Here is a 24,962-nt window from a genome sequence, read left to right on the forward strand (position 1 = left end):
GGCCTATATTCATGAGAGCAAGCTCTTATGAAGGGAATCGCTCATCATGACTGCCCCGACCTCCACCGGCACCACCCGCACCCTCGACCTGCCCAACGGCCTGTCCCTGACCGTCCAGGAGGACGGCGCCGACTCCCGGGGCAGCGGCGTGCTGCTGCTGCACGGCGGCGCCGGGCCCCGCTCGGTGGCGGGGCTGGCCGCCGCGCTGTCCGAGCACGTGTACGCGCTGACCCCGACCCACCCCGGCTTCCAGGGCACGCCCCGGCCCCCGTGGTGCGACACCGTCGCCGACCTGGCCGTCGCCTACCTGGACCTGCTGGACGCGCTCGACCTGACCGGGGTCATGGTGGTCGGCAGCTCCATCGGCGGCTGGATCGCGGCCGAGATGGCCCTGCGCGACACCCGCGGGCGCATCGGCGCGCTGACCCTGCTCAACGCGGTGGGCATCCACACCGAGGCCGCGGAGGAGCCGGTCGTGGACGTGCGCACCCTGACACCCGCCCAGATCAGCCGACTGTCCTTCGCCGACCCGGCGCTGCGCCCGGACTTCGCCTCCTTCAGCGACGCCCAGCGGGCCGCGACGGGCGCCAACCAGGCGGCGCTGGCGACCTACGCGGGCGCGGGGTTCAGCCACGACCCGAAACTGCGCGGGCGCCTGCACCGGGTCACCGTGCCGGTACTGGTCGCCTGGGGCGAGCAGGACGGCATCGCCGGCCCGGCCTACGGCCGCGCGTACGCCGACGCCTTCCCCCACGGCCGCTTCGTGCCGGTGCCCGGGGCCGGACACTTCCCCCACATCGAACAGCCCGGACCCACCCTGGGCGCGATCGGCACCTTCGTGGACACCGCGGTCAAACCGAACCACGCCGCCTGACCACCCACCACCCGCCGCACCGCGCCCGCCGCGCCCGCCGCGCCGCGCGCCGGGGCCCCCAGGGGCGCGGACACGCGACGCGGACGGCAGGGCCGGACGGCGCGCGAAGCGGGGACGCCATGCCCGGGCGGGGACGGACGGCGCGCCCGGGCGGGACGGCGCGCCCGGGCGGGACGGCGGCGGGCGGGGACGGCGTGCGGCGGGCCGGGCGCAGCGGTGGGACGGGTCCGTCAGGCGTGGCCGTCAGGTACAGCCGTCAGGCGTGGCCGTCAGGTACAGCCGTCAGGCGGGGCCGTCAGGTACAGCCGTCAGGCGTGGTCGTCAGGCGTGGCCGTCAGGTACAGCCGCCAGGCGTGGCCGTCAGGTACAGCCGTCAGGCGTGGTCGTCAGGCGTGGTCGTCAGGTACAGCCGCCAGGCGTGGCCGTCAGGTACAGCCGTCAGGTACAGCCGCCAGGCGTGGCCGTCAGGTACAGCCGCCAGGCGTGGCCGTCAGGTACAGCCGTCAGGTACAGCCGTCAGGTACAGCCGTCAGGTACAGCCGCCAGGCGTGGCCGTCAGGTACAGCCGTCAGGTACAGCCGCCAGGCGTGGCCGTCAGGTACAGCCGTCAGGTACAGCCGCCAGGCGTGGCCGTCAGGTACAGCCGTCAGGTACAGCCGCCAGGCGTGGCCGTCAGGTACAGCCGTCAGGTACAGCCGCCAGGCGTGGCCGTCAGGTACAGCCGTCAGGTACAGCCGCCAGGCGTGGCCGTCAGGTACAGCCGTCGGGTACAGCCGCCAGGCGTGGCCGGTGGCGGGGCCGTCAGGCGCAGCCGTCGGGTACAGCCGTCAGGTACAGCCGCCAGGCGTGGCCGTCAGGTACAGCCGTCAGGTACAGCCGCCAGGCGTGGCCGTCAGGTACAGCCGTCGGGTACAGCCGTCAGGCGTGGTCGGTGGCGGGGCCGTCAGGCGCAGTCGTCGGGTACAGCCGCCAGGCGTGGCCGTCAGGCGCAGCCGCCAGGCGCAGCCGCCAGGCGCAGCCGCCAGGCGTGGCCGTCGGGTGCAGCCGTCGGGTGCAGCCGTCAGGCGTGGTCGGTGGCGGGGGTGGTGGCGTAGCGGCTCATCACCTCGGCGGTGGTCTGCGCGGTCAGCTCGCGGCCCTCGTTCAGGGTCTGGCGCAGGTCGCGGAAGTACTGGACGTACAGGTCGGGGGTGAAGGTGTTGAGCAGCACGGCGGGCTGGTCGCCGGGGTTGGCGAAGGTGTGCGGGACGCCGGGCGGGACCATGACCAGGGTGCCGGCGGGGGCGTCGTGGTCGGTGTCCCCGACGGTGAACCTGGCGGTGCCGGAGACGACGTAGAAGCCCTCGTCGTGCTGGGCGTGGCGGTGCTGGGGCGGGCCGCTGGTGTGCGGGGCCAGGGTGATCTCGCCCACGCCCAGGCGGTGGGCGGTGGTGCTGCCGTCCTCCAGGATGCGCATGCGGGTGGTGCCCAGGTCGATCACCTCGCCGCCCTGCGGGGGGACGATCGAGACCTCGTTCATGACCGACTCCTTTGTGAGAGTATACTCTCACGACTGTAGGGTGCTTGCGTCGTACCATGCAAGCCGGCTCCCGTCGCGGGAGCGCGATCACCCAACCGAGTGCGAACGGGAGGCGGACCCATGCCGTCGCAGACCACAGCCGGCCGTGCCAACCAGAAGCTGCGCACGCGCACCGCGATCGTGCAGGCCGCGGCCGAGCTGGGCCGCACCGGGGGCGAGGTGACCATGCCCGAGGTCGCCCGGGCGGCACTGGTCTCCGAGGCCACCGCCTACCGCTACTTCCCCGACCTGGCCAGCCTGCTGCAGGAGTCCATCGCCGGGCAGCTGCCCACCCCGGACCAGGCGCTGGCGCCGGTGGCCGACAGCCGGGACCCGGTGGAGCGGGTCGCGGCGGCCACCGAGTTCCTGCTGCGCCACGTGCAGGCCCGCCAGGGCGTGGTCCGCGCGATGATCGCCTCCACCGTCACCCGGCCCGCCGAGTCCGCCGCCCGGCCCGGCCTGCGCTTCGGCCTGATCGACCACGCACTGTCCCCCCTGGACGCCACCCTGGGCACCACCGACCCGGCCGCCCTGACCCAGCTCAAGCGGGACCTGGCGGTCGTGGTCAGCGCCGAGGCCCTGTTCAACCTGACCGACCTGCACGGACTGGACCCCCAGACCGCCATCGCCAGCGTCGTGCACACCGCCACCACCCTCACCCGCGCCGCCCTGCACCACGTCGGCCCCGCCCACCCCTGAACCACCCCCACCCCCAAGCCGACCGACGCACCGTCACCGGGTGCCGCCGCGCGGGCACCCGCGCCCGCGGGCACGGCGCCCTCACGCGTCGGCGGCGGCCGGGAGGGTCGGGGCTTTGCGCCAGTCCCCGGCGGGGCGCCGGGACACGGCGCGCACGACCGAACGGCCCGGGGCACTCAGGCCGTGGTCGTTGCACAGGCAGCAGCGCAGGGAGTCGAGCAGGGCGACCAGCACACGCGAGACGAAGAGCAGGTCCCCCATCCGGTACTCGAAGGCGAAGACGCCCACCGGCCCCCCAGAACCGAGCGGACGCCGGCGAGCGCACCCCGGTCGAACTCCCCGAGCACGCCCGCCTCCCCGCGACCTGCACCGCGCCGCCCCGGCCGGACCCGACCGAGAACCCGCCCCGGTGGATCCCGGACCTCGCCACCGCCCCAGGGCCGACGCACGCCGCCACAGGAACGCGAGGTCGTACCCCTCGGACAGGACGAGCACCACTCCCTGCATCCCGCCCCCTCGGCCCCGCCCCGCCCCGCCCGGCCGCCCCCGGCCGCCCCCGGCCGCCCCAGGCCGCCCCAGGCCGCCCCAGGCCGCCCCAGGCCGGGACTGTACCGGATCCCGGCGCCCGGGCCCCGCGCACCGCCGTTCAGGCGGTGGTGCGCGGACGGCGGGCGGGACGGGCGGGACGCGGGGCGCGCGGGGCGCGGCCGGGCCCGGCGCGGTGGCGGGCGTAGCCGGTGGTGGAACCGCTGGCCGAGGGGGACGGAGAGGCCGAGGGATCGGCGGACTGCGCGGGGTCGGGATCGGTGAACGGGGTCTGGTCCAAGGGCTCCCGGGGCAGTCCGGCCATCGCCCCGGTCATGGCCTGCGCCCAGATCGGCCCGGCCATGGAGTAGCCGTAGGCGACGGGGAAGTACGTCGGACCCAGGGTGACGCCGTCCAGGGAGCCCAGCGGCGCGGTGGTGTCGCTGACCACGGTGGAGGCGGCGATCTGCCTGGTGTAGCCGGTGAACCACACCTGCAGGCTGTTGTTGGTCGTACCGGTCTTGCCCGCGTCCTGCCAGCCGATGTCGCCGATGCTCGAGGCGGTGCCGCCGTCCGCGACCACGCTCGCCAGCAGGGTGTTGACCGATTCGGCGGTGGTGGGCGACATCACCTGGCTGCACTGCGGCCTGGGAGTGCTCAGAACACGGCCGGCGCTGTCGGCGACCGAGGTGATCGCCATCGGCTGACAGTACAGGCCGTCCGCGGCGAAGGCGGCGTACACCCCGGCGATCTGCAGCGGGGTGTAGGAGTTGACACCCAGCGTCAGCGACTGCACCTGCTGCAGCGGATAGAGCCGGTCGGGATGGCCCGGATCCAGGGCGGCCTGGTAGCCCAGGCCCAGCTTCTGGGCCATGCGCACGACGTTGCACAGGCCCGCCTTGGCCTCCAACGGAACGAAATAGGTGTTGACCGACATCGCCATGGCCGTCTTCATGTTGAACTCGCCCTGCAGATCGGGACTGTCGTTCCGGTCCCCCGGGGTCTGCGGATGGACCGCGCCCGTGCAGTCCGTCATCTGCGGATAGTCCGCCTGGTAGGGCGCGTCCAGGGTGTACGACATCGGAATGCCCTGCTCCAGAGCGGCGGCCGCGGTCACCGCCTTGAACGTGGAACCGGTGGGAAACCCGCTGCCGCCGCCCATCAGCCGATCGGTGTTGTAGTTCAGGTCCGTCTGACCGCTCCCGTTGCCGTAAGGCCGGCTCTGGGCCATCGCCAGGATCCTGCCCGTACCCGGCTGGACCAGGGTGACAGCAGCGGCAGCACGGTCCCCGGGATAGGCATGCCCGCCCACCGAAACGTCGGCCGCCTGCTCGCTGCGGGGATCCAGCGTGGTACGGATCTGCAGACCACCACGGTTCCACAACGCCTGACGCGCGGCCACCGTCGGCCCGAACCGCGGATCCCGCAGGATCAGGTGCTCGACATAGTCGCAGAAAAACGCCTCACCCCGCCGGGCCGTGATACAACCCTCCCGCGGCGCACTGGCCCTCAACCCCAGGCCCGAAGCCTGGTAGGCGGCGGCCTGCGCCCGGGTGATGGTCCCGTAGCCCGCCATCGCCGCCAGCACCTGGTTGCGCCGCTGCAACGCCAGACCGGGACTGTCGAGCGGATCATAGACCGAGGGCGACTGCACCAAACCCGCCAACAACGCCGCCTGAGGCGCCGTCAACTGCCACGCATGGACGCTGAAGTACCGCTCCGCAGCCGCCTCCACCCCGTAGGCCTGCTCACCGAAGAAAGTGATGTTCAGGTAATCCGCCAGGATCTGGTCCTTGCTCAAACTCTCCTCGAGCCTGATGGCATAACGCAACTCCTTGATCTTGCGCCCCGTGGTCTGCCGCTGGGCCTGCAACACCCTGGCCTGATCATCCCCCGCCTCCTCCACGAACACATTCTTCACATACTGCTGCGTCAACGTCGACCCGCCCTGACTGACCGACCCCGCCCCCGCGTTCGTGGTCAACGCACGCAGAGCGCCCCGCAGGTCCACGGCACCGTGCCGGTAGAACCGATGGTCCTCGATATCGACCAACGCCTCACGCATGACCGGAGCCACCCGCCCCAACGGCACCACCGTACGGTCACGCGAATACACCGAAGCAATCACCCCGCCAGAAGCGTCGTAAACCCGCGAAGCCTGCGCCAGCACCGGAGCCACCAGATCATCGGGCAGCCGATCAAAATCCTCCGCCGCCCACTTCGCACTCAACCCCACCACACCCACCAACGGAGCACACACCCCAGCCACCAGACCACCCGCCAACACACCCACACCCAACAGACGCACACCAAGCCCCACCCTACGAAAAACCCCCGAAGACCTCATTGCCATGAAAAAACCATACGCGGAGACATAACCAAAACACCGGCATTCACCCATCGAATACCGACGCCGTGGCGCACCACCCCACACCCCACCACACGACAGCAGCACGCAGGAACGACGGAACGGCACACGACAGCAGCGTGCGGGAACAGCGGAACGGTGCGCGGCAGCAGCATGCGGGAACAGCGGAACGGTGCGCGGGGGCCGACAGCGAAGGCGCAGGTGCAGGCGCGGACGGCGACGGCGCAGGCGCAGGCGCAAAGGGCCGCCGGCGACGGCACGGACGGCGCGGGCGCGGACGGCGACGGCATCGAAGGCGCGGACGCGGGCACGGGCGGCGCGGGCGCCGAAGGCGCGGGCACGGGTTCGACGATCTGGCCACATGTGTCGTCGCCGTCACGCAGTCCCCGGCGGTCCCGAGCCGGGCCAACACTCCCCCGGCCGACCCTGCGCGCCGTCGCGCGGATCGCCTGCACCACCGCCGCCACCGTCCTCGCCCGCCCCACGGCGGCCGCAGGCCCCCCGCGCCGACGGGTCCGCGCGGGGGGCGCATCCGGAGTCGACCTACCAGAGTTGACAGGTCATAAGATGAAATTCTAGTTTCGACATGTCAGCACTGGAACAAGGTGCCGGGCGACGAGACGAGGGAAGACGCCGATGAGGATTCTGTTCAGCAGCACCCCGGCCTACGGGCACCTGCTGCCGCTGGCGCCGCTGATACGGGCCGCCCTCGCGCAGGGGCACCAGGCGGCCGTGCTGAGCGGCGCGGGCATGTCCGGGGCGATGGCCGAGGAACTGCCCGGGGTGCCGCTGCTGGCCGCGGGCCCGATGCCCGAGGTGTTCGTCGCCGAGACCGCGCGGCGCACCGGCAAGGACGTGTTCAACCCGGCCCCGGAGGTGGTCGGCGAGCTGTTCGCCGGGGTCCGGCTGGACCTGACCCTGCCGCAGGCGCTGCCCGCCGCGCGGGCGTGGGCCCCGGACCTGGTCGTCGCCGAGTACTACGACGCCGTCGGCCCGCTGCTGGCCGCCGTCCTGGGCGTGCCGTGGCACCAGTTCGGCCTGGGCCCGGGGCTGCCGCAGGCACTGCTGGACGAGCTGGCCCGCGCCGCAGCGCCCCGGTACGCGGCCCACGGCGCCACGCCCTCGCCCGCGGCCAGCTACCTCGACATCTGGCCCGCAGCACTGCACGAGCCCGGCTGGAGCAGCCCGGCCCCGCGCCGGGCACTGCGGCCCCAGGCACACCGGCGCCCGTCGCAGACGTGGACCGCGCCGCGGTTCGCCGACCCCGACAGACCCCGGGTGCTGGTCACCCTGGGCACAATCTTCTCGGACTCCGCCGTGCTGCGGGCCGTCGTGCAGGCCGTGTCCACCCAGGACGTGAACATCGTGGCCACCCTCGGCTCCTCCCTGCGCGGCGAGACCGCCTCCCCCGCCTCCTCCAGCTCCCCCACAGCCGCCGGCGGCGGTTCGGGCGGGGGCCGCGTGGCCTACGTGCCGTTCGCGCCGATGGACAGCCTGCTGGACGGGACGGCCGCGGTCGTGGGCGCGGGCGGCTCGGGCACCGTACTGGCAGCCCTGAGCCGCGGAGTGCCGATGGTGCTCTGGCCCCAGGGCGCGGACCAGCCCGTCACCGCAGCCCGCGCACAAGCCGCCGGCGCCGCGATCACCGTGGACGGCGCGGACGCGCTGGCACCCGCCCTGGCCGCCGTCCTGGCCCTGGACGACTACGGCGACGCGGCACGCACCGTAGCCGCCGACCTGGCCGCACTGCCCGACGCCCAGCAAACCCTCCAGGACCTGACCCACTGACCCACCGACCCCGCCGACCCGCCGACCCGCCGACCAGTGACCGCTGACCACTGACCGCCCTGGCCGACGGCACCGCCGGAGCCCGACTGCACCCCTACCCGGACCCACAACCGGCCGGCTGCCGACCCGCCGACCCGACCACTGGCTGCCGACCGCTGACCGCTGACCGCCGCCCGCCAACCACCCTGGCCGATGGGCACCGCCGGGGCCCGACTGCACCCCAACGCGGGCCTGCAACCGGCCGACCCGCCGACCCTCCGACCGGCCGTCCCGGGGCGCCGGCCGTCCCGGGGCGCCGGGGGCGGCGGGCTGCGGTGGCCGGGTGGCGGCCCGGCGCGCGACGATGGAAGACGACGGAAAAGGGGGACGCGGGGGCCTGACACCGGGAGGCGCCGCATGGGCCACACCGACGCAACGGACGTACTGGTCGCGGGCGCCGGGCCGGTCGGACTGACCGCCGCCACCGAGCTGCGCCGCCAAGGGGTGCGCTGCCGGATCGTGGACCGCCTCGCAGCCCGGCTGCCGTACGCCAAAGCCGTCGGCATCCAGCCACGCACACTGGAACTCTGGGACCGGATGGGCCTGGTACGCGCCGCACTGGAGGCCGCCGCGCCGATACGCGGGCAGCTGACCTACCTCGACGGCGCCGAACAGCCCCGGATCGACCTCGTACTGCCGCCCGAAGTGCCCTACGGCTTCGCCGCCCTGCCCCAGTACGACACCGAACGGATCCTGGAAGAAGCCCTGGCCCGCTACGGCACCGGCATCGAACGCGGCACCGAACTGGTCTCCTTCGACCAGGACGCCGACGGGGTCACCTGCCGCCTGGCCGGCGCCGCCGGCCAGCAGGAGGTCCGCTGCCGCTACCTGGTGGGCTGCGACGGCGCGCACAGCACCGTACGCAAAGGACTCGGACTCGCCTTCGAAGGCGCCGCCCTGCCCGAGGAGTACATGCTCGCCGATGTCGAGGTCGGCTGGCAGCTGCCGCCCGGCTACGGCGTGCGCTGCCTGCACCACGGCCCGGACGGCGCCGTGGACGACCTGCTGGTGTGCATCCCGCTGCCCGGCCCGGGCCGCTACCGGATGTCGATGCTCGTACCGCCCGACCTCTCCACCGCCCACCAGAACCAGAACCCGGACCGGGACCGGGACCGGGACCGGGGCGGCGAGGGCGCCACGGCCGGGGGCCGGGACGCGGTGGAGCACGGCCTGCAGGGCGGCCCCGCCCCCGAACTGCACCACATCCAAGCGGTACTGGACCGGCTCTCGCCGCAACCGACCACCGCCTCGGCCATGCGCTGGTCCTCGGTCTTCCGGATCAGCCACCGGCTGGCGGACCGCTACAGCCGGGGCCGGGTCTTCGTCGCCGGGGACGCCGCCCACATCCACCCGCCCACCGGGGCCCAGGGCATGAACACCGGCATCCAGGACGCCTACAACCTGGCCTGGAAACTCGCCCTGACCCTGGACGGCACCGCCCAGCCGCAACTGGCGGCCAGCTACGACGCCGAACGCCGGCCGATCGGCCAGGAAGTCGTGGGCCGCACCGTGCGCCACGCGGCCCACGGCGGCGTCCAGACCGACCCGGCCGACCCGCAGACCCTGATCCTGCGCGAGGCCCAACTGCTGCTCAGCTACCGCGGCAGCCCGATCGTGGACCCCGACAGCGACGGCCCGGACGGGGGCGGCCCGGACGGCGACAGCCCCGACGGGGGCGCGGCGGGCGCGGACGCGGACGCCCCGCGTCCCGGAGACCGGGCACCGGACTGTACCGGCCTGACCCAGGACATCACCGCCCACCCGCTGCGCCTGTACGACCTGCTGCGCGACCGCGGACACGTCCTGCTCCTGTACGGAACCGACCCGGCAGAATCCACCGCCCTGGCCGCAGCAGCCCGCAAAGCCTCCGGCGACCGAGTGGAGACCTGCGCACTACTGGCCCGCGACACCACCACCGACACCACCACCACCGCAGCAGCGGACAGCTCAGCAGCCGAGACCTCGGCGGCAGCGGGTTCAGCCGCGGACGGTTCAGCGGCGAACGGTTCGACGACGGCGGGTTCGACGACGGGCGGTTCGGCTGCACCGGGTTCGGCCGCGGACAGTTCGCCGGCGGCTTCGGCGGCGGCGGTGGAGGGGGGCTGGCTGCCGGTGTACCGCGACGCGCGAGGCGAGTTCGCCCGGATCTACCGGGCCCGACCCGGAACGGCGTTCGTGGTGCGCCCGGACGGCTACCTGGGCGCACGACTGTACCTACCCGACACCGGACACCTGGCCGCCCACTTCGCACGCATCTTCCGCCCCCCGACCCCAGACAAGCACCCCTGAATACACCACCAAGGCACCGCGTACCGGACGATGGAACCCATGGAGCCCGTCGAGCCGATGCAACCCGAGCAGCCGATGGAGCCCGCGCAGCCCGGCAGCCGGTGGAACGCGTCGAGCCGGTGGAACCCGTCGAGCCGATGCAGCCCGCGCAGCGCCCACCAGCCGCGCAGGACCGCCGCTGAAGGTGCCGCCAAGGCACCGCGTGCCGGAGGATGGAACCCATGGAGCCGATGGAGCCCGACGAGCCGATGCAGCCCGGGCAGCCGGCGGGACCGGTGGACGATGCCGTGCGGGAGTACATCGAGGCCATCGACCCGCGCTACCGACCGCTGTTCGACCGCCTGCACGCACTGGTCCTGCAGACGTGCCCGCAGGCGGCGGTCGCGCTCGCGTACCGGATGCCCAGCTACCGCCTCGGGCCCCGGCGCCTGTACCTGGGCGTGTGGCAGCACGGGGTCTCGCTCTACGGCTGGGGGCCCGGCCGCGACGGCGGCTTCGCCGAGCGCCACCCCGAGCTGCGGTCGGGCCGGGCCACCCTGCGACTGCGGCCCGAGCAGGCGGCCGCGATCCCCGACGAGGAGTTCCGCGCCCTGGTCCGCGCCGCCCTGGACTGACCGCGCCAGCCGCTAGGATCAGCGGCCGTGCCCACCACCCTTGCCACGACCGAGGCACACACCGTCCTGACACTCGCCCCCGACGCCCCCGACGCCCCCGCCGTCGCGGTCCGCAGCACCCGGCTGACCTGCACCGGACCGGGGGCTGTGTCCGATCCGACATTGACACCAAGGGCACCCTTACCTGAGCGTGGAAGGCATGCCTTCCAACCCCGCCGACCCAACCGCACACCTGGTCGCCTTCGACGTCGACCTGACCCTGGACGAAGTGCGCAGACGCGCCGAAGTCCTCGCCGCACTCGGACCCCACTGGGATCCGGTACAGGCCCTGCGCAGCGAGGAGGAGGCGTACGCGCTGCTGTACTCGGGACTGGACACCGAGCAGCAGGCCCTCTACGACACCCTGGTGACAGCGGGCATACTGCCCGGGCAGGGACGCGGGCATGCTGCCCCTTGACCCACACGCCGACCACGGCCGCCGGGCCTGGGTACCCTGCCCGAACTGCGACGACGCCCGCGACTGCGCCCCGTGCGCGCAGCGGCGCACCTGCAGCGAGCATTGGCGCTACCTGCTCGCGCACTCCGGCAGCGTTCTGCACCTGCAATGCCCCCGCTGCACCCACCTGTGGGACCACGAAACCCACTTCGGCGCCACCCGCGGCCCCTCCCCCACCCCACACAGCCCCTGGACCAGCACAACCCCCCACCACCCCGACCAGCCCTAACCCCCAAGCCTGACCCGGTTCGGCTCCGGCGCGGCCCTGGGCCTGCACGACGCCCGCGACTGCGCCCCGCGCGCGCAGCGGCGCACCTGCAGCGAGCACTGGCGCCATCTGCTCGCGCACTCCGGCAGCATGCTGCACCTGCAACGCCCCCGCTGCACCCACCTGCGGGACCACGGAACCGGCCTCGGCACCACCCGCAGCCCTCCCCCACCCCACACGGCCACTGGAGCGGCGCCCCGGCCGCCCCGACCAGCCCTGCCCTGGCCCCTCAGGCCTGACCCGGTTCGGCCCCCCGGTCCTTTACCACCCGGGCTCCGGTTCGGCACGGACTCTGGCCCAGCCCGCGCGCCCCTGACCTGGGCCGGGCCCCGCGCACCCCCCGGCCCGGCCCCGCCTGCCGCCCGGGGCAGCGGGCGGAGGCAGGCCGGGGGCGGCAGGCGGGGCGGCGGACCGGGGGGTGGGGGTCAGTGCGGGCTGATGGCGACGTGGCCGATGTCGACCGGCAGGGTCGGGAAGCCGTCGCCGGGGCCGTTCTGGTCGTCCTCGCCTGCGGCGGCGATCTTCTGCAGCACCGCCATGCCGGCGCTCACCCGGCCGAAGGGGGTGTAGTCCGGCGGCAGGGCGGTGTCCTTCCAGACGATGAAGAACTGGCTGCCGTTGGTGTTCGGCCCGGCGTTGGCCATGGCGACCGTCCCGGCGGGATAGGTGGCGCCGGTGAGGTTCTCGTCGTTGAAGGAGTAGCCGGGCCCGCCGCTGCCGGTACCGGTCGGGTCCCCGCACTGCAGCACGTAGATACCCTTGGTGGTGAGCCGGTGGCAGTGGGTGCGGTCGAAGTACTGGCGCTCGGCCAGGAAGCGGAAGGAGAAGGTGGTGCACGGGGCCTGGGCGGTCAGCGCCTGGAAGGCGATCAGACCCTGGTCGGTGTACAGCCTCGCGGTATAGGGACGGGCAGCGGCGGCCGCATCGAAGACCGGGACACCCTTGAAGCGGTCGGCCGGAACCGCGGCGGTGAACCCACACCCAGCCGGAGCCGGAGCCGGAGTCGAGGCCCGGACCGCGATCCGCGCTACCGCCCCGCCACGCGGACCCACCCCGCTGGCCTGCGCGGCTCCCGCCAAGCTCAGCACCAGCGACGCCGCTGCCGCGAGCAGAAACCATTTCCTGTACACCATCAAGAACCTCCACACCCGAAGAACATTGTCATGTCCCTGGGGCATTTCCCCGGACAGGCATCCCTCAAGCCCCCCACCCACACCCGACAGCACGTCCAGTGGCGCGTCCGCGCGGCGGGTCCAGTGGCGAGCCCGGCTGCACATCCGGCAGCGGGCCCACTGGCAGGTCCGGTGGCGGGCCCGGCAGCACGCCCGGCGGCGGGTGCGGCGGCGGACCCGGCGGCGGGCCCGGTGACGTGCCCGAGCAGCGGGTCCAGTGCGGGGCCGCGCGGCGCGCCGTTGGATCGGTCCCGGGGGCGGAGCCCCTCCCCGGCGGGGGCACGGCACATCGGAGGAGCAGCCCATGAGGACGAGGTTCATCAACAGCACCTCCCGCGGTCTCGGGGGCGAGTGGGCACTGGCCGCTCTGGAGCACGGCGACCGGGTCGCGGCCACCGCCCGCGACACCGACGCCCTGGAGGACCTGGTCGCCGCCTACGGGCAGGCGGTCCTGCCGATCGCCCTGGGCGTGACCGACCGCCCGGCCGTGTTCACGGCCCTCGCGTGGGCGCACGAGGCCTTCGGACGCCTGGACGTGGTGGTCAACAACGCCGGGCACGGCCACTTCGGCTTCATCGAGGAGGTCACCGAGCAGGCGGCCCGCGCGCAGCTGGAGACCAACCTGTTCGGCGCGCTGTGGGTGACCCAGCCGCGCTACCGTCCATGCGCGCGCAAGACAGCAGCCACCGAAACACGGACGAGGCAACTGCGAAAGACCGCGCCACGCTGACCCCGCCGGGGACAACGGTCGATGGGGCCAACGAACGATTTTCGCTTCAATTGACCCCTTGGAATTGATCATGAGGCGCACGCTGGTCGCCGGTGGAACCGGCAGGCCCTCGGGGTGTCGTCCCCGAACCCGTCCGCGTCGGCTGGCACGTGGCCTCCCGGCCAGAGGAAAGGCCCGCCGGACTCCTGAATCCCGCCGCTGAATCCCGCCGCCGCGCGCCCCCGCCGGCAGCCCCGCGGCGGGCGCCGCCCCGCGCCGGAGCGCTCACATCGGGCGGCAGGTCAGGGGCGGGCAGGTCAGCGGGCAGACGGGGGCGGCGTGCCGTCGTGGCGGTCCAGTTCGCTCAGCAGCAGGCGCAGCAGGGCGCGCGCGCGGGCGACCTCGGGCGCGGGCAGGGCCGCGAAGACGGCGGCGTGCTCAACCGAGGCGCGGGCGGTGACCCGGGCCAGGGCATCACGCCCATGCACGGTCAGTTCCAGACGCGGGGAGCCGCGGTGGTCGGGGTTGGGCATATAGGCCGCGTGGCCGCAGGCGACGAGGTCGTTGGCGAGACGCTGCACGTTCTGGCGGCTGACGCCCAGGCGCCGCGCGGCCTGCGGCACCGTCAGCGCCGTCTCGCTGACCACGCTCAGCAACTGCCAGCGGGCCTGGGTGAGCCCCTCAGCCCGGGCGGTCCGCTCCCCCAGACGACGCAGCGCACCCGCAGCCTCGTAGACATCGGCCACCAGCAGAGCCATCTCATCGGCCACCGGACCCTCCCCAAGACATGACGATGTCGACATGTGAACGTGTTGTCATGATACGTCGCGGGGCCGCGTGGTCAGGTGGCGACGACCCAGAACAGGCCGCCCTCGCGGTCCCGCAACTGCGCGACCCGGCCCACCGGGGAGTCGTGGGCCGCAGCCGCGACCGTGCCGCCCAACGTGACAGCACGCGCTGCAGTGGCATCCGCGTCCGCCACGGTAAAGAAGACGTGCCAGCGCGGACGGACCCGGGGATCGGGCGCGCCCTGGGAGCCGCCGCCGTTCAACGACGCCAGAGTCCGCCCCGCACCCCGCAGCAGGACCCGCTCGTGCTCGAAAGCCACATCCAGATCGGAGGCCTGGTCCCAGCCGAAGACCGCACCGTAGAACAGAGCGGCGGCGAACGCGTCCGCGGTACGCAGTTCGCTCCACGCCAACGCACCGGGGCGCTCCAGGTCCGAGGCCGGACCCGGACGGCCCTGCCAGACACCGAACGCCGCACCATCGGGATCGGCGGCCAACGCCAGACGGCCGGCATCGAAGGCCAACGGCCCCATGACCATAGTGCCGCCGCGCTCACGAACCCGAGCAGAGACCTGATCGGCATCATCGGTACCGAAGTACGTGGTCCAGGCAACCGGGAACTCCCAAGTCCGGGCCACCTCACCGATCCCGGCCACAGCAACGCCGTCCACCACTGCCCGGCAGTACGCACCCCACCGATCCGGGCCCGCCTCGAACCCCCAACCCAACAATGGACCATAAAACCCCTTGGCCACATCCACATCCCGCGCCATCAAACTCACCCAACACGGCGCGCCCACCACACACCGCGCCTGCACCACCGACCCCACCATCAACCGCTCCTCCCACACCGTCCACACCCGCACATCCCACAGCCCGACCACCCCGGCTGAGGTCCGCCCGACTGCATGCATGCCTGCCTGCCTGCCGACCAGGCACGTACCCCGCTTCCACGCCCCGCACGCGATCCCCAACCCCCACTACCCCAAGTGGCCCCACCAGACCAGGCCGGTACAGGCCCCGCCGACACGGGCCGGAACGGGCCACGCCGGCCCGCACACACGCGCTCCTCGGGCCGGGGCCGGGCGGCGCCCCCACCTCGTCCCCTACGCGCGCAGGTCCACTGCCAGGGAATCCGCCAGGAAGGCGCGGAAGGAGCGCGCGGGGCGGCCGGTCAGGCGCTGGACGGTGTCGGTGGTGCAGTCCTCGGCCCCCTCCGCGATCGCACGGTCCATACCCGCCAGCAAGGCCGCGAACGACGCCGGCATCAACACCGCCAGGCGGTCGCCCAGCTCCCCGTAGGACAGGCGGCGGCGGGCCACAGGCCGCCCGGTAGCCTCGGCCAGGGCCGCGGCGACGTCGTCGTAGCTGAGCGCCTGCGGCCCGGTCAGGATCAAGTCGGCATCGGGGGCGCGCTCATCGGTCAGCGCGCGCACGGCGACGGCCGCGATGTCCTCGGCGTCCACGAAACCCACCCGCCCACTGCCGGTGGCGGTCCAGATGACACCCTCCCGGCGAATACTGTCGGCATGGGCATGCGCGCCGGTGAAGTTCTGCATGAACCAGGACGGCCGCAACACCGCCCACTGATCGAACAGGCCCGGCAACACCCGGTGCACCTCCCCGCCGGACCACCCTCGGGAACCGCCGAGGAACTCAGCAGCACCGCACGCTGCACGCCGGCAGCGCGGGCCTGCCGCAGGAAGGGCACCATCACCGCCGCCGGATCCCCATCACCCGGAGGCGGCACCAAGTAGACGCGATCGACCCCCCGCAGAGCAGCACCGTGGGTGGCCGGGTCATACCAATCGAAACGCACCCCCTCCGCCCCTGGAACCACGGCGGCGCGGCGACCCGCAGCCCTGACACGGTAACCGGCAGCGACCAGCCGCGCCGCGGTACGACCCCCGGTAGTGCCAGATGCACCGATCACCAACGTGACAGCGGCGGCACCGGCGGAGGTGGTGGCAGTCATCGGCTGCTCCCGGGGAAGTCGGCGTCGGCCTCCTGGGCGGCCAGCGGGTTCCAGTAGTCGCGGTAGGAGGCGATGAGCCCCTCGCGCACGGTCACCACCGCAACGTAGGTCATCTCGAAGGGCCGGTCGCCCTGCACCAGGCGGCCGACGCCGCGCATCTCGGCCACGACGGTCCCCGGATCGGTGGTCTGATGGATCACCAGGTCGGGAAAGCCGTGCAGGTCGATGTGGTCGGGATAGGGACGCATGTAGTCGGCGACGGCCTGCCTGCCCTCCAGCCGCCGGGGGCCAGCCGCGCGGGGCGAAGGGGTACTCCATGACGCCGTCCTCGGCCCGCAGCCCCACCCACGCGGGACTGTCCTTGTCCAGCAGCAGCCGCAGACTGTGGCGGAACAGCTCCGCCGGTGACATCGGTACGGACACGGGTATCCTCCCCTAAAGAATCCGGACCTATGGTCCGCTTCGAAGATGCCGCTGCCAGAGCCCCGAGGACGTCACTATGGCCGACATCGCGGCGGCGGCCGGCGTCGGCAAAGGCACGCTCTTCCGCGCCTTCGGCGACCGCACCGGACTGCTGCGCGCCCTGTACGAAGCCCGGCTCGAACCACTCCGCCAGGCCGTCGAAACCGGCCCCCCGCCACTGGGCCCCACCACCCCGCCGCTGGAACGCGTCCCGGCACTGCTCGACGCCCTGCTGTGCTTCAAACTCGACAACCGCCGCCTGGCACTGGCCCTGGAAGAAACCGGGAACAGCAGCAGCCCCTATCGCGCGGATCACTACGGGCGCTGGCACGCACTGCTGCAGCACACGCTGGACCAGCTGCCCGACGTGGCCGACAGCAACTTCACCGCGCATGCACTGCTCGCCGCCACCCGGGCCGACCTCGTGGAGCACCTGACCGGGCAGGAGCACATCCCACGCGCAGACCTTCGGACACACCTGGCAGCCTTCACCATCGCAGCCCTGGGCGCCCGACCCGGTTCCGATACCGCGAAATCTGCCTCCCTGGAAGGTTCCTGATGCAGCATCAGTCTCACCGCGGTTTGGCAGCGCGGCCAGCGGCGTTAGGCGGGCAGCGCCGACGCACCGGCGCGGTGTTCGGCGCGGCCGCCCTGTACGGCCGCGCACCGGTACCGGCGCCGTCGCCCACCGCGCCCGATCCGCGCCCGCGGCACAAGACGACAGGCCGACCCGCGCCCCCGCATGCGGGCCGCGCGGGAACGCGGGGGCGCGGGCGAGTCAGCGTTGGTCAGGGCAGAGGAGCCAAGGTGACAGCAGCACGGAAGGCCGGATCGTCGTCGTGGCCCAGGGCGACGCGGACGCGCGGGGCACCGTCGGGGTCCTCGGACAGGGGGGCGGCCTGGATCCAGCAGGGGCGATCCAGTTCGACGTAGCGGGTGAAGACGACGTCCATGGCGGCGGGCAGGACCGGCCGCGGGTGGGCCAGCGCCTGGGCCGCCTGGCGGGCGGCCTCCAGCAGCAGCATGCCCGGGGCGTGGTCGACCGGGTGGTCGAACAGGATGGGGTGCGCCGTGTCGATGCGCAGCTGCCAGTGGTCGGGGGCGTCGGTGGGGGCCAGCACCACGTCATGGAAGTGGTCGCGGCCGGTCAGGCCGGGCGGCACCGGCTGCAGCAGCGGTAGGGCCCCGGCCATGGCCCGGGCCGCGTCGCCCTGCCCGGCGCGCAGCCGCTGGTAGACGGCCGGGGTCTGGATGGTGAACCGGGTGCGGGCGGTGGCCAGGGGTATCGCGCCGCGGAAGGCGCGGATCTGCAGCGTCAGAGCGGCGGTGCGCGCACCGCGCCGGACGACCTCGGGGCAGGCGATCTCCAGTCTGACCTCCGGATCGAGTCCGTCGATGCGCAGGGCCTGGGGGTGGAGCCGGTAGCTGTAGGTCTCCCACAGCAGCGGGTGCTCGCGTGGGACGCCGTAGGCCGCGTGCGAGAGCAGCGGCAGGCACTGGCGGATGGACTCGGTCAGCAGCAGCGGATCGTACAGGCCGCCGCGCGCCAGGTAGAAGTGATGGTCCGACGGCCAGCGGGCGGTGACCACGTACTGGTCGGCCCCGGTGTGCCGCAGCTCCCGCAGGAGGACCTCGCCGGCCGCGTCCTTGTGGACGACCTCTTTGGGGATCATGGTGAACTCTGTCGGCTGGAAGGCGAGTTGAGGAGCGCTGGGCATGGCGGCAACTTCCGGTGAAGGATACGTTCGGGGACATGGGGTACCCAAGGTGGTGCGGCAGGCCCTACGACAGATAACATAGAGGACGTTCTTTTTATTTGTCGAGTATGTCGAGTAAGGAACGGTCGGCCATGGAGAAACCCAGGCAGGAGCGGGCGCTGCGCACGCGGGAGACGATCCTGCGCGCGGCGGCGTCGGTGTTCGACGAGTACGGGTACTCCGGGTCGAGCATCACCCGGATCATGGACCGGGCCGGAACCACGCAGGGCGCGCTGTACTTCCACTTCAAGGGCAAGGAGGACCTGGCCCGCGCCGTCATCAACGAGCAGGCCGCCGAGCTGAGGCTGCCTCAGGAGCCCTCGGGGCTGGACCAGTTGGTGGAGGTGACGATGTACCTGGCCACCGAGATGCAGCAGAACGTGCTGTTCCGGGCCGGGGTGACGCTGGCCGTGGAGCAGGGCGAGCTGGGGCTGCGGGACTTCAGCGTCTACCAGATGTGGATCGGCCAGTTCCGCCAGGAGTTGGCGGCGGCCGCCGCCAGGGGCGAGCTGCTGGCCGGCGTGGACACCACGGCGGCCGCCGAGACGCTGGTGGCCGCGTACACCGGCTCGCAGGTGATGTCGCAGCTGTTCAGCAAGCGGGCCGACCTGCCGATGCGCATAGCGCGGCTGTGGCGGTTCCTGCTGCCGGGGATCGCCGTCCCCGAGGTCGCAACGCGGCTCGTGCGGGGCCTGGAGACTGCCGGCACGGGCAGCGGTGCGGTTACGGACGCCGGTGCGGGGGCCGGGGCGTGAGGGCTGCGCGGGTGGTGGTCACCGGGGCCGGGGGCTTCATCGGATCGGCGGTCCTGCGCGCCCTGGCCGACGCCGCAGACGCCGCAGACCATGGGGTCGAAGGCAACGGGGGTGTGGGGGTTGAGGTACGGGCGGTGGCGCGCGGCGCCCGGGCCAACGCGCCGGGGGTGTCGTGGGTGCAGGCGGATCTGACCGACCCGGGATCGCTGCACGGCCTGGCCCAGGGCGCGGACGTCCTGGTGCACCTGGCGGCGCGGGTCTCCGGCGACGAGGCGTCCTGCCGGGCGGTCAATCTGGACGGCACCCGGGCCCTGGTGCGCGAGGCCGAGCGGGCCAAGGTCCCGCGCCTGGTATTGCTGTCCACCGCCGCCGTCTACGGCCCCGGGCCGCACCGGGGCGTGGGTATCGGCGAGGTGGTGCCCGCACCGGTCTCGGCAGCCAGCCGCACCCGGCTCGCGGCCGAGCAGGTGGTGCGCGAAGCGGGCGGCCTGGTGCTGCGGCCGGGGCTGGTCCTGGGCCGGGGCGACCGCTGGGTCGTACCGGCCCTGGCCGAACTGCTGCGCCGGGTGCCCGGGCGTTGGGACGGCGGGTCCGCACTGCTGTCGCTGGTGGCCGTGGAAGACCTGGCCCGCCTGGTCACCGCACTGGCCCTGGACCCGGATGCCCCCCGCAGCGGGGTGTACCACGCCAGCCACCCCCAACCGGTGCGCATCCAGGACCTGCTGGACCGGCTCACCGCCCTGGGAGTACTGCCGCACGCACCGCAACACAACTGGTCCTGGCCCCAGTGTCTGGATCAATTGCGTTCCAATGAAGGAAATATGAGCGAGCGTCAGTTCGCTTTGCTGGCACAGGACCACTGGTACCGCAGCGAGGCGGTGTGGACGGCGGCGGCCTGCCCGCCCGGCCCGGGCCCGCTGGCCCGGCTGGCGGACGCCGCCTCCTGGTACCGCGAGGCGCTGGGCGCAGCGGCACCGCCGCCCGTGCCGGGGGCGGAAGTGCCGGGGGCGGAAGTGCCAAATTCGTCCTGGGATCGGCCGTAAAAGGTGCACCGGGCGGGTGGGCCTGGCTAGCGTCGGATCTGATCGTCGGTCTTCCGGAACAACCCGGGTCGCCGCCACGGCCCGCTGCGGCCAGGGCAGGCGGGCCCGGCCGCCTGCGCGATCACCTTCCGCGGAGGGCCGCCCCCATCCCTCGGCGGCATTCCCCAGGGAGCAGGAGGCGCTGTGGTCAGGCAGGAGCGGGCAGAGCAGACGCGTGAGGCGCTGCTGGGCGCGGCGGCGGCGGAATTCGACCGCAACGGCTACCACGGCACCTCGCTGTCGCGGGTGTGCAAGAGCGCGGGCGTCACCATGGGGGCGCTGACCTTCCACTTCCCCGCCAAGGCCGACCTGGCCGACGCCGTCCAGGCCTCCGGCTGCCGGGCAACCGGCGGTGTGCTGCGCGGCTACCGGCAGGCGGCGCCGGGGCTGCGTACAGCGGCGGGACTCACTGACGCCCTGGTCGGTCTGCTGGAGCGCGAGCCCGTTGTGCGCGCGGCTGCGCGGCTCAGCCGGGAGCGCCCCGACACCGGTGCGGACTGGTACGCCGCATGGCTGCCGGTCCTGGAACACTGCCTGCCGCACACGGACCTCGGCATCGACCCCGTCATCGGCCCGGTACCGGTTCTGCAGCTCGCGCACGCCCCGCTCGCTCACGGCAGCGCCGGGACGCGCACGCCCGTCCGCGCGCCGCGCGGGGGCGGGGCGCGGGCGGCGGGAGGCCAGGCGGGCGCCCTGGCCTCGCTGGTGCGCTACCTGGTGGTCGGCGCGGAGTCGGCGCTGCGTGAGGAGGCGGACCGCCCCGGCCCGCACGAGGCACACACCCCGGGCGTCCAGGGTGCGCCGCGGGCCGGGGCGGCGCGGCACCACCTGGCCTGGTTCTGGACGGCCGTGGCGGCGGGCGCCGACGCGACTGCGGTCGAGTGAGGCACACGGCCCCGGCCGCCGACGCCCCGGGCGGGCCCGGTCACGACGGCGGCGGCGCCGGCGGCGCGGTGTAGCACTCGGGCCTGCCCGACGCGGCCGCCAAGCAGGCCCTCGACGTGGTCCCACCGGACAGGGCCACCAGCGGCGTGTAGACGAACGCGTCCAGGGTGTCCGGGTCCTTCAGCACGACGCGCTGGACGGGCTGCCCCGGGACGGTCAGCGTGAGCACGTCCCCCAGGCGGCTGTTCCAGACCCGGGCCCAGGCGGCATGGCACAGCGGGCTGTAGCGGAACTCCAGGCCGGTCTGCTCCGGGGTCTGCAGGTGCAGCAGGGTCTGCGGCTGGTTTGGCCGTTGCGGCCGATCGTGCCGTTCTGTGTGGCCACCCAGCAGTCGTTGTCACCGCCGGCGGCATTGCAGTTCGCCGGGCTCGGGCCAGGGGCGGCGCCGTGGCCGCCGTCCCAGCCGTAGGGGATGTGTCCACCGCTCCAGCCCTTCTCTGCGTGGCCGTTCTCGATTGCGGTGGCATAGGAGACGATCGACTGCATGATCCCCGCGCTCGGCGGAGCGGGGTTGCTGGACGTCGCCGATCCGGTCAGCGCGGCCTTGGTGTCGGGACCGACGATGCCGTCCACGGAGAGACCGTGGGAGCCCTGGTAGTTCTCCACCGCCGCGAACGTCAGCGGCCCGAAGTCGCTTTCCATGGAGAGATGCGCGCCATTCTGGTTCAGCAGCTGCTCGAGTTCGGTGACGCAGCCGCTGATCTGGCCCTGCTCGATATCGGTCGGACACGAGGATGAGGTGATCGAGACGGCGGCGGGACAGTGCCGCCGGTGGCGGTCAGCGCGGCTTTGGTGTTGGGGCCGACGATGCCGTCCACGGCCAACCCGGCACCGGACTGGTAGCTCTCCACCGCTGACAGCGTGCCAGGGCCGAAGTCGCCGTCGACACCCAGACTGGCGCCATGGCTGTTCAGCAACTCCTGCAACTCGGTGACATAACCGCTGATCTGACCCTCAATTCGTGGGTCCGGAGATGAAGTACCAGATCCCGGTGATCACAGAGGACGGCAACACGGCTACAACGGCGAGTACGCCACCGGAAGATCAACAGGAAGCTCGTCGGCGCAGCACGGGCCATCGTGACATCCGGGACCGCTTTGCTCGCGGTCAGCGGAACAGCCCACGCCTCCACCACCGCCTCGACGATCGGCGATGGCTACCCCGACAACACCCACCGCCGTGTGGTGCCTCCAGGACAGCATCAACTACTTCTCGCAACACGCCGCAGCACATGGGTACTACATCCAAGCGCCCATCCCCACTCTCGGAGGACGGCAGTTGGGGCCCGCAGACCGAGTCGGCAGCGCGCGCCTTCCAAACCGACGTCACCGTCATGGGACTGCACAACCTACAGGCCGACGGGATCGTCGGCCCTCAGACCGGCGAGGCGATCCTGGAGGAGGGGAACCCCTATTACACCGGCAACGGCCACAGCACGAGCGCCTACTGCTACGGCTACATTCTCTCGGAGTGGTAACGGTCAGTTCGGCCGGACGGCCGTGCCTCTTCTGCCACCGGGCAAAGCGATCTGACAGAACGTCAAGAATCGTGCGTCTACCTACTGCGCCGAAAGCCCCCCGGTCACCACAGGCGGTCGAGGGCCAGGTAGGCGCGGACTGCTCCCGATGTCTCCTCGTGCCGACCGATGAGCAGCAGGTCCGGACCCGGCGGCGCTCCATGCAGGGGTCGGTAGGAGAGCCCGGGCAGGGCGATGCGCTCGGTGGCAGTGGGGGCGATGGCAATGCCCGCGCCGGCCAGGACGAGGGCGAGGACGCCGAGGGTGCTGCCGACCAGGCGGACCCGGGAGCGGTCCTCCTCCAGGGCGGGCCAGAGCCGGGACAGGACAGTCTCGTCCTCCTCGCTGTTCGCAAAGACGATGAGGTCGTGGGCGGTCAGAGCGGCGATGGTCACTGCGGAGGCGGACGCCAGTTCGTGGTCGGACCGTAGGACGACAGACAGCGGGGTGGGCGCCCGGCGTGTCACGCGCAGTCCGTCGGTGTTGCCGAGGCCCAGGTCAGGGCAGTAGCCGAGGTCGAGTGCGCCGTCGCGCACCTGCTGGATCTGGGCTGCGGGCGGGAGTTCGGTCAGGGTGAGGCCGACCCGGGGGTGCGCCTGGCCGAAGGCGTGCAGGTCCTCGGACAGGACGCCCTGGAGGACGGCGACGCCGGAGAAGCCGATCCGTACTGCCCCCGTCTCGCCGCGCACCGACTCGCGGGCCACCTGCAGGGCCCGTCCGGCCTGGGCCAGGGCGCGGCGGGCCTCGGGAAGCAGTAGTTCACCGGCCTCGGTCAGCTCGACGCGTCGGCTGGTGCGGGTGAACAGGCGCCCGCCGACCTCCCGTTCCAGGGCCTGCACCTGGGCGCTGAGGGTGGACTGGGTGACATGCAGCAGGGCGGAGGCCCGACCGAAGTGCCCTTCGTCGGCGACGGCGACGAAGTAGCGCAGGTGCCGAAGCTCCATCGTCCGCCCCTGTCCATCGTTCCAACCGATTGGTCCATCGTATCTTTCGGTTGGACCTATCGCTCTTGTCGGCGAACACTGGACGCATGAACGCGACGCTTCAGGACCGACTGGACATTGCCGACCTCATGACCGGATGGATCCACCGCGACCTGGGCGAGTGGGACCGGCTCAAGGGACTCTTCCACCCCGACGGCCGGATCGAGATCACCTGGTTCGAGGGGTCGGCATACGATTTCGTTGACGCCTCCGCCCGAATGGGGGCCTCCGCCCTCCGCACCAAGCACCTGATCACCGCGCCGGTGGTGACCTTCTCCGCCGACGGAACTCGTGCTGTCAGCGAGACCAATGCCGTCATCATCGGCGAGAACGTCGACCTGCGCCTGGGCTGCAACGGCCACAACCGGTTCATCGACCGCCTGGAGAAGCGGGAGGGGGTGTGGCGTATCAGTGACCGCAAGAGCATCTACGACTTCGGCACGTTCACCTTCCCGGCCGGGATCGTCGACATCGACGCGGAGACGGTCGCCCGCTATCCGCGGGAGTACGCCGCCCTGGCCTACCTGCTGGAGGCCAGCGGCTTCCCGGTGGGCCGGGTCTTCGCCACCAAGGGCAGTGAGCTGGAGCGCAACATCAAGGCGTCCGCCTTCGCCTGGCTGGCCGGGCAGTCGGACAAGTGACAGCTACCGCGACCAACGAGAATCATCGATAGGCACCGGACAAGCTGGTCCGCGAGGTCGCCGACCGCCTCGCAGCAGCCTGTGGGTGCAGCCCCGGGCGAACTCCGGCGCACGGTAAGGGAACTGGGCTTCGTCGACCCCCTCGTCCACGGCCGCACCGACGACGGGTTACCCTCCGCAGAGCGCTTCGACCCGATCCTGAACACCGCCGCCGAGCTGTGCGTCCCTGTCTACCTCCACCCCGCTACCGACCGCCCCCGGCGGAGACCTGCTCAGTCCTGTCATCCGGGGCGTTGCCGGCGCTGAAGGATGAGAAGCCCTGCTCCCAGTGACCGGGTGCGAGACAGGAGGCGTGGATGCCTCCCACCTGCACGCGAAAGAGGGGGGCCGGGGCACCTGGTGGAGCGGTTCGCTGGTACTGCCCGCGAGCGCAAGGGTCGGCCGCCCCAGACCGGCGGGGCGGGGACAGTGCGATCCGCTCGGCGTCGCGGTCGCGGCCCGGCGGGCAGCCGCTCCAACAGGCACGGCCCTGCAGTCCCGGCAGGCCCCGGCGGGGTCGGTCAGCCGGTGGCCGACAGGACCAGGCAGCAGGGGATGGGCGAAACGTCCCAGGGCGCCCGGACTGGTCCGCCGCCGGCCTGGACGCGGCCGATCAAGCC

The 24,962-nt window shown here is 72.7% G+C and carries 24 protein-coding genes and 3 pseudogenes; 14 read left to right on the forward strand and 13 right to left on the reverse strand.

Features of this window, described 5'->3' with window-relative positions; genetic code table 11:
- The first annotated feature begins 46 nt into the window (after window positions 1-46).
- On the forward strand, window positions 47-874 hold the full coding sequence (locus GXW83_RS17735) for an alpha/beta fold hydrolase (RefSeq protein WP_182444013.1): 828 nt from the start codon (window positions 47-49) through the stop codon (window positions 872-874).
- A 1,060-nt stretch (window positions 875-1,934) separates the two neighbouring features.
- Here the strand turns inward: GXW83_RS17735 and GXW83_RS17740 are convergent.
- The gene (locus GXW83_RS17740) at window positions 1,935-2,393 is read right to left on the reverse strand and encodes a cupin domain-containing protein (RefSeq protein ID WP_182444012.1); all 459 of its coding nucleotides are present in this window, start codon (window positions 2,391-2,393) and stop codon (window positions 1,935-1,937) included.
- Window positions 2,394-2,513: 120 nt separating this feature from the next.
- On the opposite strand from GXW83_RS17740, the gene GXW83_RS17745 reads away from it, so the two are divergent.
- Window positions 2,514-3,131 carry a TetR/AcrR family transcriptional regulator gene (locus GXW83_RS17745; protein ID WP_182444011.1) on the forward strand — a complete coding sequence of 206 codons (618 nt, stop codon included), beginning with the start codon at window positions 2,514-2,516 and terminating at the stop codon, window positions 3,129-3,131.
- Window positions 3,132-3,212: 81 nt separating this feature from the next.
- Here the strand turns inward: GXW83_RS17745 and GXW83_RS17750 are convergent, their stop codons facing one another.
- Entirely contained in the window at window positions 3,213-3,419 is a 207-nt protein-coding gene (locus GXW83_RS17750; RefSeq protein ID WP_182444010.1) for a hypothetical protein, read from the reverse strand.
- Window positions 3,420-3,777: 358 nt separating this feature from the next.
- A complete protein-coding gene (locus GXW83_RS17755; protein ID WP_225447064.1) occupies window positions 3,778-5,901 on the reverse strand; it encodes a transglycosylase domain-containing protein in 2,124 nt (707 codons plus the stop codon).
- 759 nt (window positions 5,902-6,660) lie between these two features.
- Between GXW83_RS17755 and GXW83_RS17760 the strand changes: the two genes are divergently transcribed.
- From GXW83_RS17760 to GXW83_RS34170, 5 genes are all read left to right on the forward strand, one after another.
- Window positions 6,661-7,812, forward strand: coding sequence for a glycosyltransferase (locus GXW83_RS17760; RefSeq protein ID WP_182444022.1), 1,152 nt, complete (start codon window positions 6,661-6,663; stop codon window positions 7,810-7,812).
- A 396-nt stretch (window positions 7,813-8,208) separates the two neighbouring features.
- Window positions 8,209-10,140 (forward strand): FAD-dependent monooxygenase, encoded by a 1,932-nt coding sequence (locus tag GXW83_RS17765; RefSeq protein WP_182444023.1) that lies wholly within the window; start codon window positions 8,209-8,211, stop codon window positions 10,138-10,140.
- Between the two features lie 221 nt (window positions 10,141-10,361).
- Entirely contained in the window at window positions 10,362-10,754 is a 393-nt protein-coding gene (locus GXW83_RS17770; RefSeq protein WP_225447065.1) for a DUF1801 domain-containing protein, read from the forward strand.
- 199 nt (window positions 10,755-10,953) lie between these two features.
- The gene (locus GXW83_RS17775; RefSeq protein ID WP_182444024.1) at window positions 10,954-11,211 is read left to right on the forward strand and encodes a DUF6400 family protein; all 258 of its coding nucleotides are present in this window, start codon (window positions 10,954-10,956) and stop codon (window positions 11,209-11,211) included.
- The gene (locus tag GXW83_RS34170; protein WP_225447066.1) at window positions 11,198-11,479 is read left to right on the forward strand and encodes a hypothetical protein; all 282 of its coding nucleotides are present in this window, start codon (window positions 11,198-11,200) and stop codon (window positions 11,477-11,479) included. Before GXW83_RS17775 ends, GXW83_RS34170 begins: the two co-directional genes overlap by 14 nt.
- A 464-nt stretch (window positions 11,480-11,943) precedes the next feature.
- Here GXW83_RS34170 and GXW83_RS17780 read toward each other — a convergent pair whose 3' ends face one another.
- Window positions 11,944-12,651, reverse strand: a complete 708-nt coding sequence (locus GXW83_RS17780; RefSeq protein ID WP_182444025.1) for a peptidylprolyl isomerase — start codon at window positions 12,649-12,651, stop codon at window positions 11,944-11,946.
- Window positions 12,652-12,994: 343 nt separating this feature from the next.
- Between GXW83_RS17780 and GXW83_RS17785 the strand changes: the two genes are divergently transcribed.
- Window positions 12,995-13,420 (forward strand): SDR family NAD(P)-dependent oxidoreductase, encoded by a 426-nt coding sequence (locus GXW83_RS17785; RefSeq protein ID WP_370466726.1) that lies wholly within the window; start codon window positions 12,995-12,997, stop codon window positions 13,418-13,420.
- A 296-nt stretch (window positions 13,421-13,716) separates the two neighbouring features.
- Here GXW83_RS17785 and GXW83_RS17790 read toward each other — a convergent pair whose 3' ends face one another.
- The 4 genes and pseudogenes from GXW83_RS17790 to GXW83_RS17805 all read right to left on the reverse strand — a co-directional run bounded on the left by GXW83_RS17790 (window position 13,717) and on the right by GXW83_RS17805 (window position 16,585).
- Window positions 13,717-14,169 carry a MarR family winged helix-turn-helix transcriptional regulator gene (locus GXW83_RS17790; protein ID WP_182444026.1) on the reverse strand — a complete coding sequence of 151 codons (453 nt, stop codon included), beginning with the start codon at window positions 14,167-14,169 and terminating at the stop codon, window positions 13,717-13,719.
- Between the two features lie 71 nt (window positions 14,170-14,240).
- Window positions 14,241-15,101: a VOC family protein gene (locus GXW83_RS17795; protein WP_370466727.1), complete on the reverse strand. Its 861-nt coding sequence runs from the start codon at window positions 15,099-15,101 to the stop codon at window positions 14,241-14,243.
- Window positions 15,102-15,293: 192 nt separating this feature from the next.
- A pseudogene (locus GXW83_RS17800) lies at window positions 15,294-16,162 on the reverse strand (NmrA family NAD(P)-binding protein).
- Window positions 16,159-16,585 (reverse strand): annotated as a pseudogene (locus tag GXW83_RS17805) (nuclear transport factor 2 family protein). Before GXW83_RS17805 ends, GXW83_RS17800 begins: the two co-directional pseudogenes overlap by 4 nt.
- Window positions 16,586-16,634: 49 nt before the next feature.
- Here GXW83_RS17805 and GXW83_RS17810 point away from each other — a divergent pair.
- Window positions 16,635-17,183, forward strand: a pseudogene (locus GXW83_RS17810) (TetR/AcrR family transcriptional regulator); the annotation flags it as partial.
- Between the two features lie 229 nt (window positions 17,184-17,412).
- Here GXW83_RS17810 and GXW83_RS17815 read toward each other — a convergent pair.
- Window positions 17,413-18,342: a ScbA/BarX family gamma-butyrolactone biosynthesis protein gene (locus GXW83_RS17815; protein ID WP_182444028.1), complete on the reverse strand. Its 930-nt coding sequence runs from the start codon at window positions 18,340-18,342 to the stop codon at window positions 17,413-17,415.
- Between the two features lie 131 nt (window positions 18,343-18,473).
- Here GXW83_RS17815 and GXW83_RS17820 point away from each other — a divergent pair, with 131 nt between their 5' ends.
- The 3 genes from GXW83_RS17820 (at window position 18,474) to GXW83_RS35075 (ending at window position 21,103) form a co-directional block, all read left to right on the forward strand.
- On the forward strand, window positions 18,474-19,136 hold the full coding sequence (locus GXW83_RS17820) for a ScbR family autoregulator-binding transcription factor (protein WP_182444029.1): 663 nt from the start codon (window positions 18,474-18,476) through the stop codon (window positions 19,134-19,136).
- Window positions 19,133-20,179 carry an NAD(P)-dependent oxidoreductase gene (locus GXW83_RS17825; protein WP_182444030.1) on the forward strand — a complete coding sequence of 349 codons (1,047 nt, stop codon included), beginning with the start codon at window positions 19,133-19,135 and terminating at the stop codon, window positions 20,177-20,179. The genes GXW83_RS17820 and GXW83_RS17825 overlap by 4 nt, the downstream gene beginning before the upstream one ends.
- A gap of 183 nt (window positions 20,180-20,362) precedes the next feature.
- Window positions 20,363-21,103 carry a helix-turn-helix domain-containing protein gene (locus GXW83_RS35075; protein ID WP_304940963.1) on the forward strand — a complete coding sequence of 247 codons (741 nt, stop codon included), beginning with the start codon at window positions 20,363-20,365 and terminating at the stop codon, window positions 21,101-21,103.
- A gap of 40 nt (window positions 21,104-21,143) precedes the next feature.
- Here GXW83_RS35075 and GXW83_RS17835 read toward each other — a convergent pair whose 3' ends face one another.
- Genes GXW83_RS17835 through GXW83_RS34175 form a run of 3 tightly spaced genes read right to left on the reverse strand, consistent with a single transcriptional unit; the run spans window position 21,144 to window position 22,089 of the window.
- Window positions 21,144-21,434 (reverse strand): DUF2690 domain-containing protein, encoded by a 291-nt coding sequence (locus GXW83_RS17835; protein ID WP_370466879.1) that lies wholly within the window; start codon window positions 21,432-21,434, stop codon window positions 21,144-21,146.
- Window positions 21,320-21,907 carry a peptidoglycan-binding protein gene (locus tag GXW83_RS17840; RefSeq protein WP_370466880.1) on the reverse strand — a complete coding sequence of 196 codons (588 nt, stop codon included), beginning with the start codon at window positions 21,905-21,907 and terminating at the stop codon, window positions 21,320-21,322. Before GXW83_RS17840 ends, GXW83_RS17835 begins: the two co-directional genes overlap by 115 nt.
- Entirely contained in the window at window positions 21,829-22,089 is a 261-nt protein-coding gene (locus GXW83_RS34175) for a peptidoglycan-binding domain-containing protein (RefSeq protein WP_225447067.1), read from the reverse strand. Before GXW83_RS34175 ends, GXW83_RS17840 begins: the two co-directional genes overlap by 79 nt.
- Window positions 22,090-22,394: 305 nt before the next feature.
- On the opposite strand from GXW83_RS34175, the gene GXW83_RS34180 reads away from it, so the two are divergent.
- Complete coding sequence (locus GXW83_RS34180) at window positions 22,395-22,640, forward strand: peptidoglycan-binding protein (protein WP_225447068.1); 246 nt, start codon at window positions 22,395-22,397, stop codon at window positions 22,638-22,640.
- 104 nt (window positions 22,641-22,744) lie between these two features.
- Here the strand turns inward: GXW83_RS34180 and GXW83_RS17850 are convergent, their stop codons facing one another.
- Window positions 22,745-23,623, reverse strand: coding sequence for a LysR family transcriptional regulator (locus tag GXW83_RS17850; RefSeq protein WP_182444032.1), 879 nt, complete (start codon window positions 23,621-23,623; stop codon window positions 22,745-22,747).
- An 86-nt stretch (window positions 23,624-23,709) separates the two neighbouring features.
- On the opposite strand from GXW83_RS17850, the gene GXW83_RS17855 reads away from it, so the two are divergent.
- Complete coding sequence (locus GXW83_RS17855) at window positions 23,710-24,303, forward strand: nuclear transport factor 2 family protein (protein WP_182444033.1); 594 nt, start codon at window positions 23,710-23,712, stop codon at window positions 24,301-24,303.
- Window positions 24,304-24,962 lie beyond the last annotated feature (659 nt).

The sequence above is a fragment of the Streptacidiphilus sp. PB12-B1b genome (genome assembly GCF_014084125.1).
GTDB lineage: Bacteria > Actinomycetota > Actinomycetes > Streptomycetales > Streptomycetaceae > Streptacidiphilus.

Bases quoted from the DNA above. Each gene is read 5' to 3' on its own strand.
- GXW83_RS17760 (WP_182444022.1), top strand. From the start codon at position 6,661: ATGAGGATTCTGTTCAGCAGCACCCCGGCCTACGGGCACCTGCTGCCG.
- GXW83_RS17780 (WP_182444025.1), bottom strand. From the start codon at position 12,651: ATGGTGTACAGGAAATGGTTTCTGCTCGCGGCAGCGGCGTCGCTGGTG.
- GXW83_RS17785 (WP_370466726.1), top strand. From the start codon at position 12,995: ATGAGGACGAGGTTCATCAACAGCACCTCCCGCGGTCTCGGGGGCGAG.
- GXW83_RS17815 (WP_182444028.1), bottom strand. From the start codon at position 18,342: ATGCCCAGCGCTCCTCAACTCGCCTTCCAGCCGACAGAGTTCACCATG.
- GXW83_RS34180 (WP_225447068.1), top strand. From the start codon at position 22,395: ATGGGTACTACATCCAAGCGCCCATCCCCACTCTCGGAGGACGGCAGT.
- GXW83_RS17795 (WP_370466727.1), bottom strand. From the start codon at position 15,101: ATGCATGCAGTCGGGCGGACCTCAGCCGGGGTGGTCGGGCTGTGGGAT.
- GXW83_RS17850 (WP_182444032.1), bottom strand. From the start codon at position 23,623: ATGGAGCTTCGGCACCTGCGCTACTTCGTCGCCGTCGCCGACGAAGGG.
- GXW83_RS17740 (WP_182444012.1), bottom strand. From the start codon at position 2,393: ATGAACGAGGTCTCGATCGTCCCCCCGCAGGGCGGCGAGGTGATCGAC.
- GXW83_RS17765 (WP_182444023.1), top strand. From the start codon at position 8,209: ATGGGCCACACCGACGCAACGGACGTACTGGTCGCGGGCGCCGGGCCG.
- GXW83_RS17735 (WP_182444013.1), top strand. From the start codon at position 47: ATGACTGCCCCGACCTCCACCGGCACCACCCGCACCCTCGACCTGCCC.
- GXW83_RS17855 (WP_182444033.1), top strand. From the start codon at position 23,710: ATGAACGCGACGCTTCAGGACCGACTGGACATTGCCGACCTCATGACC.
- GXW83_RS34170 (WP_225447066.1), top strand. From the start codon at position 11,198: ATGCTGCCCCTTGACCCACACGCCGACCACGGCCGCCGGGCCTGGGTA.
- GXW83_RS17820 (WP_182444029.1), top strand. From the start codon at position 18,474: ATGGAGAAACCCAGGCAGGAGCGGGCGCTGCGCACGCGGGAGACGATC.
- GXW83_RS17770 (WP_225447065.1), top strand. From the start codon at position 10,362: ATGGAGCCGATGGAGCCCGACGAGCCGATGCAGCCCGGGCAGCCGGCG.
- GXW83_RS17775 (WP_182444024.1), top strand. From the start codon at position 10,954: ATGCCTTCCAACCCCGCCGACCCAACCGCACACCTGGTCGCCTTCGAC.
- GXW83_RS17745 (WP_182444011.1), top strand. From the start codon at position 2,514: ATGCCGTCGCAGACCACAGCCGGCCGTGCCAACCAGAAGCTGCGCACG.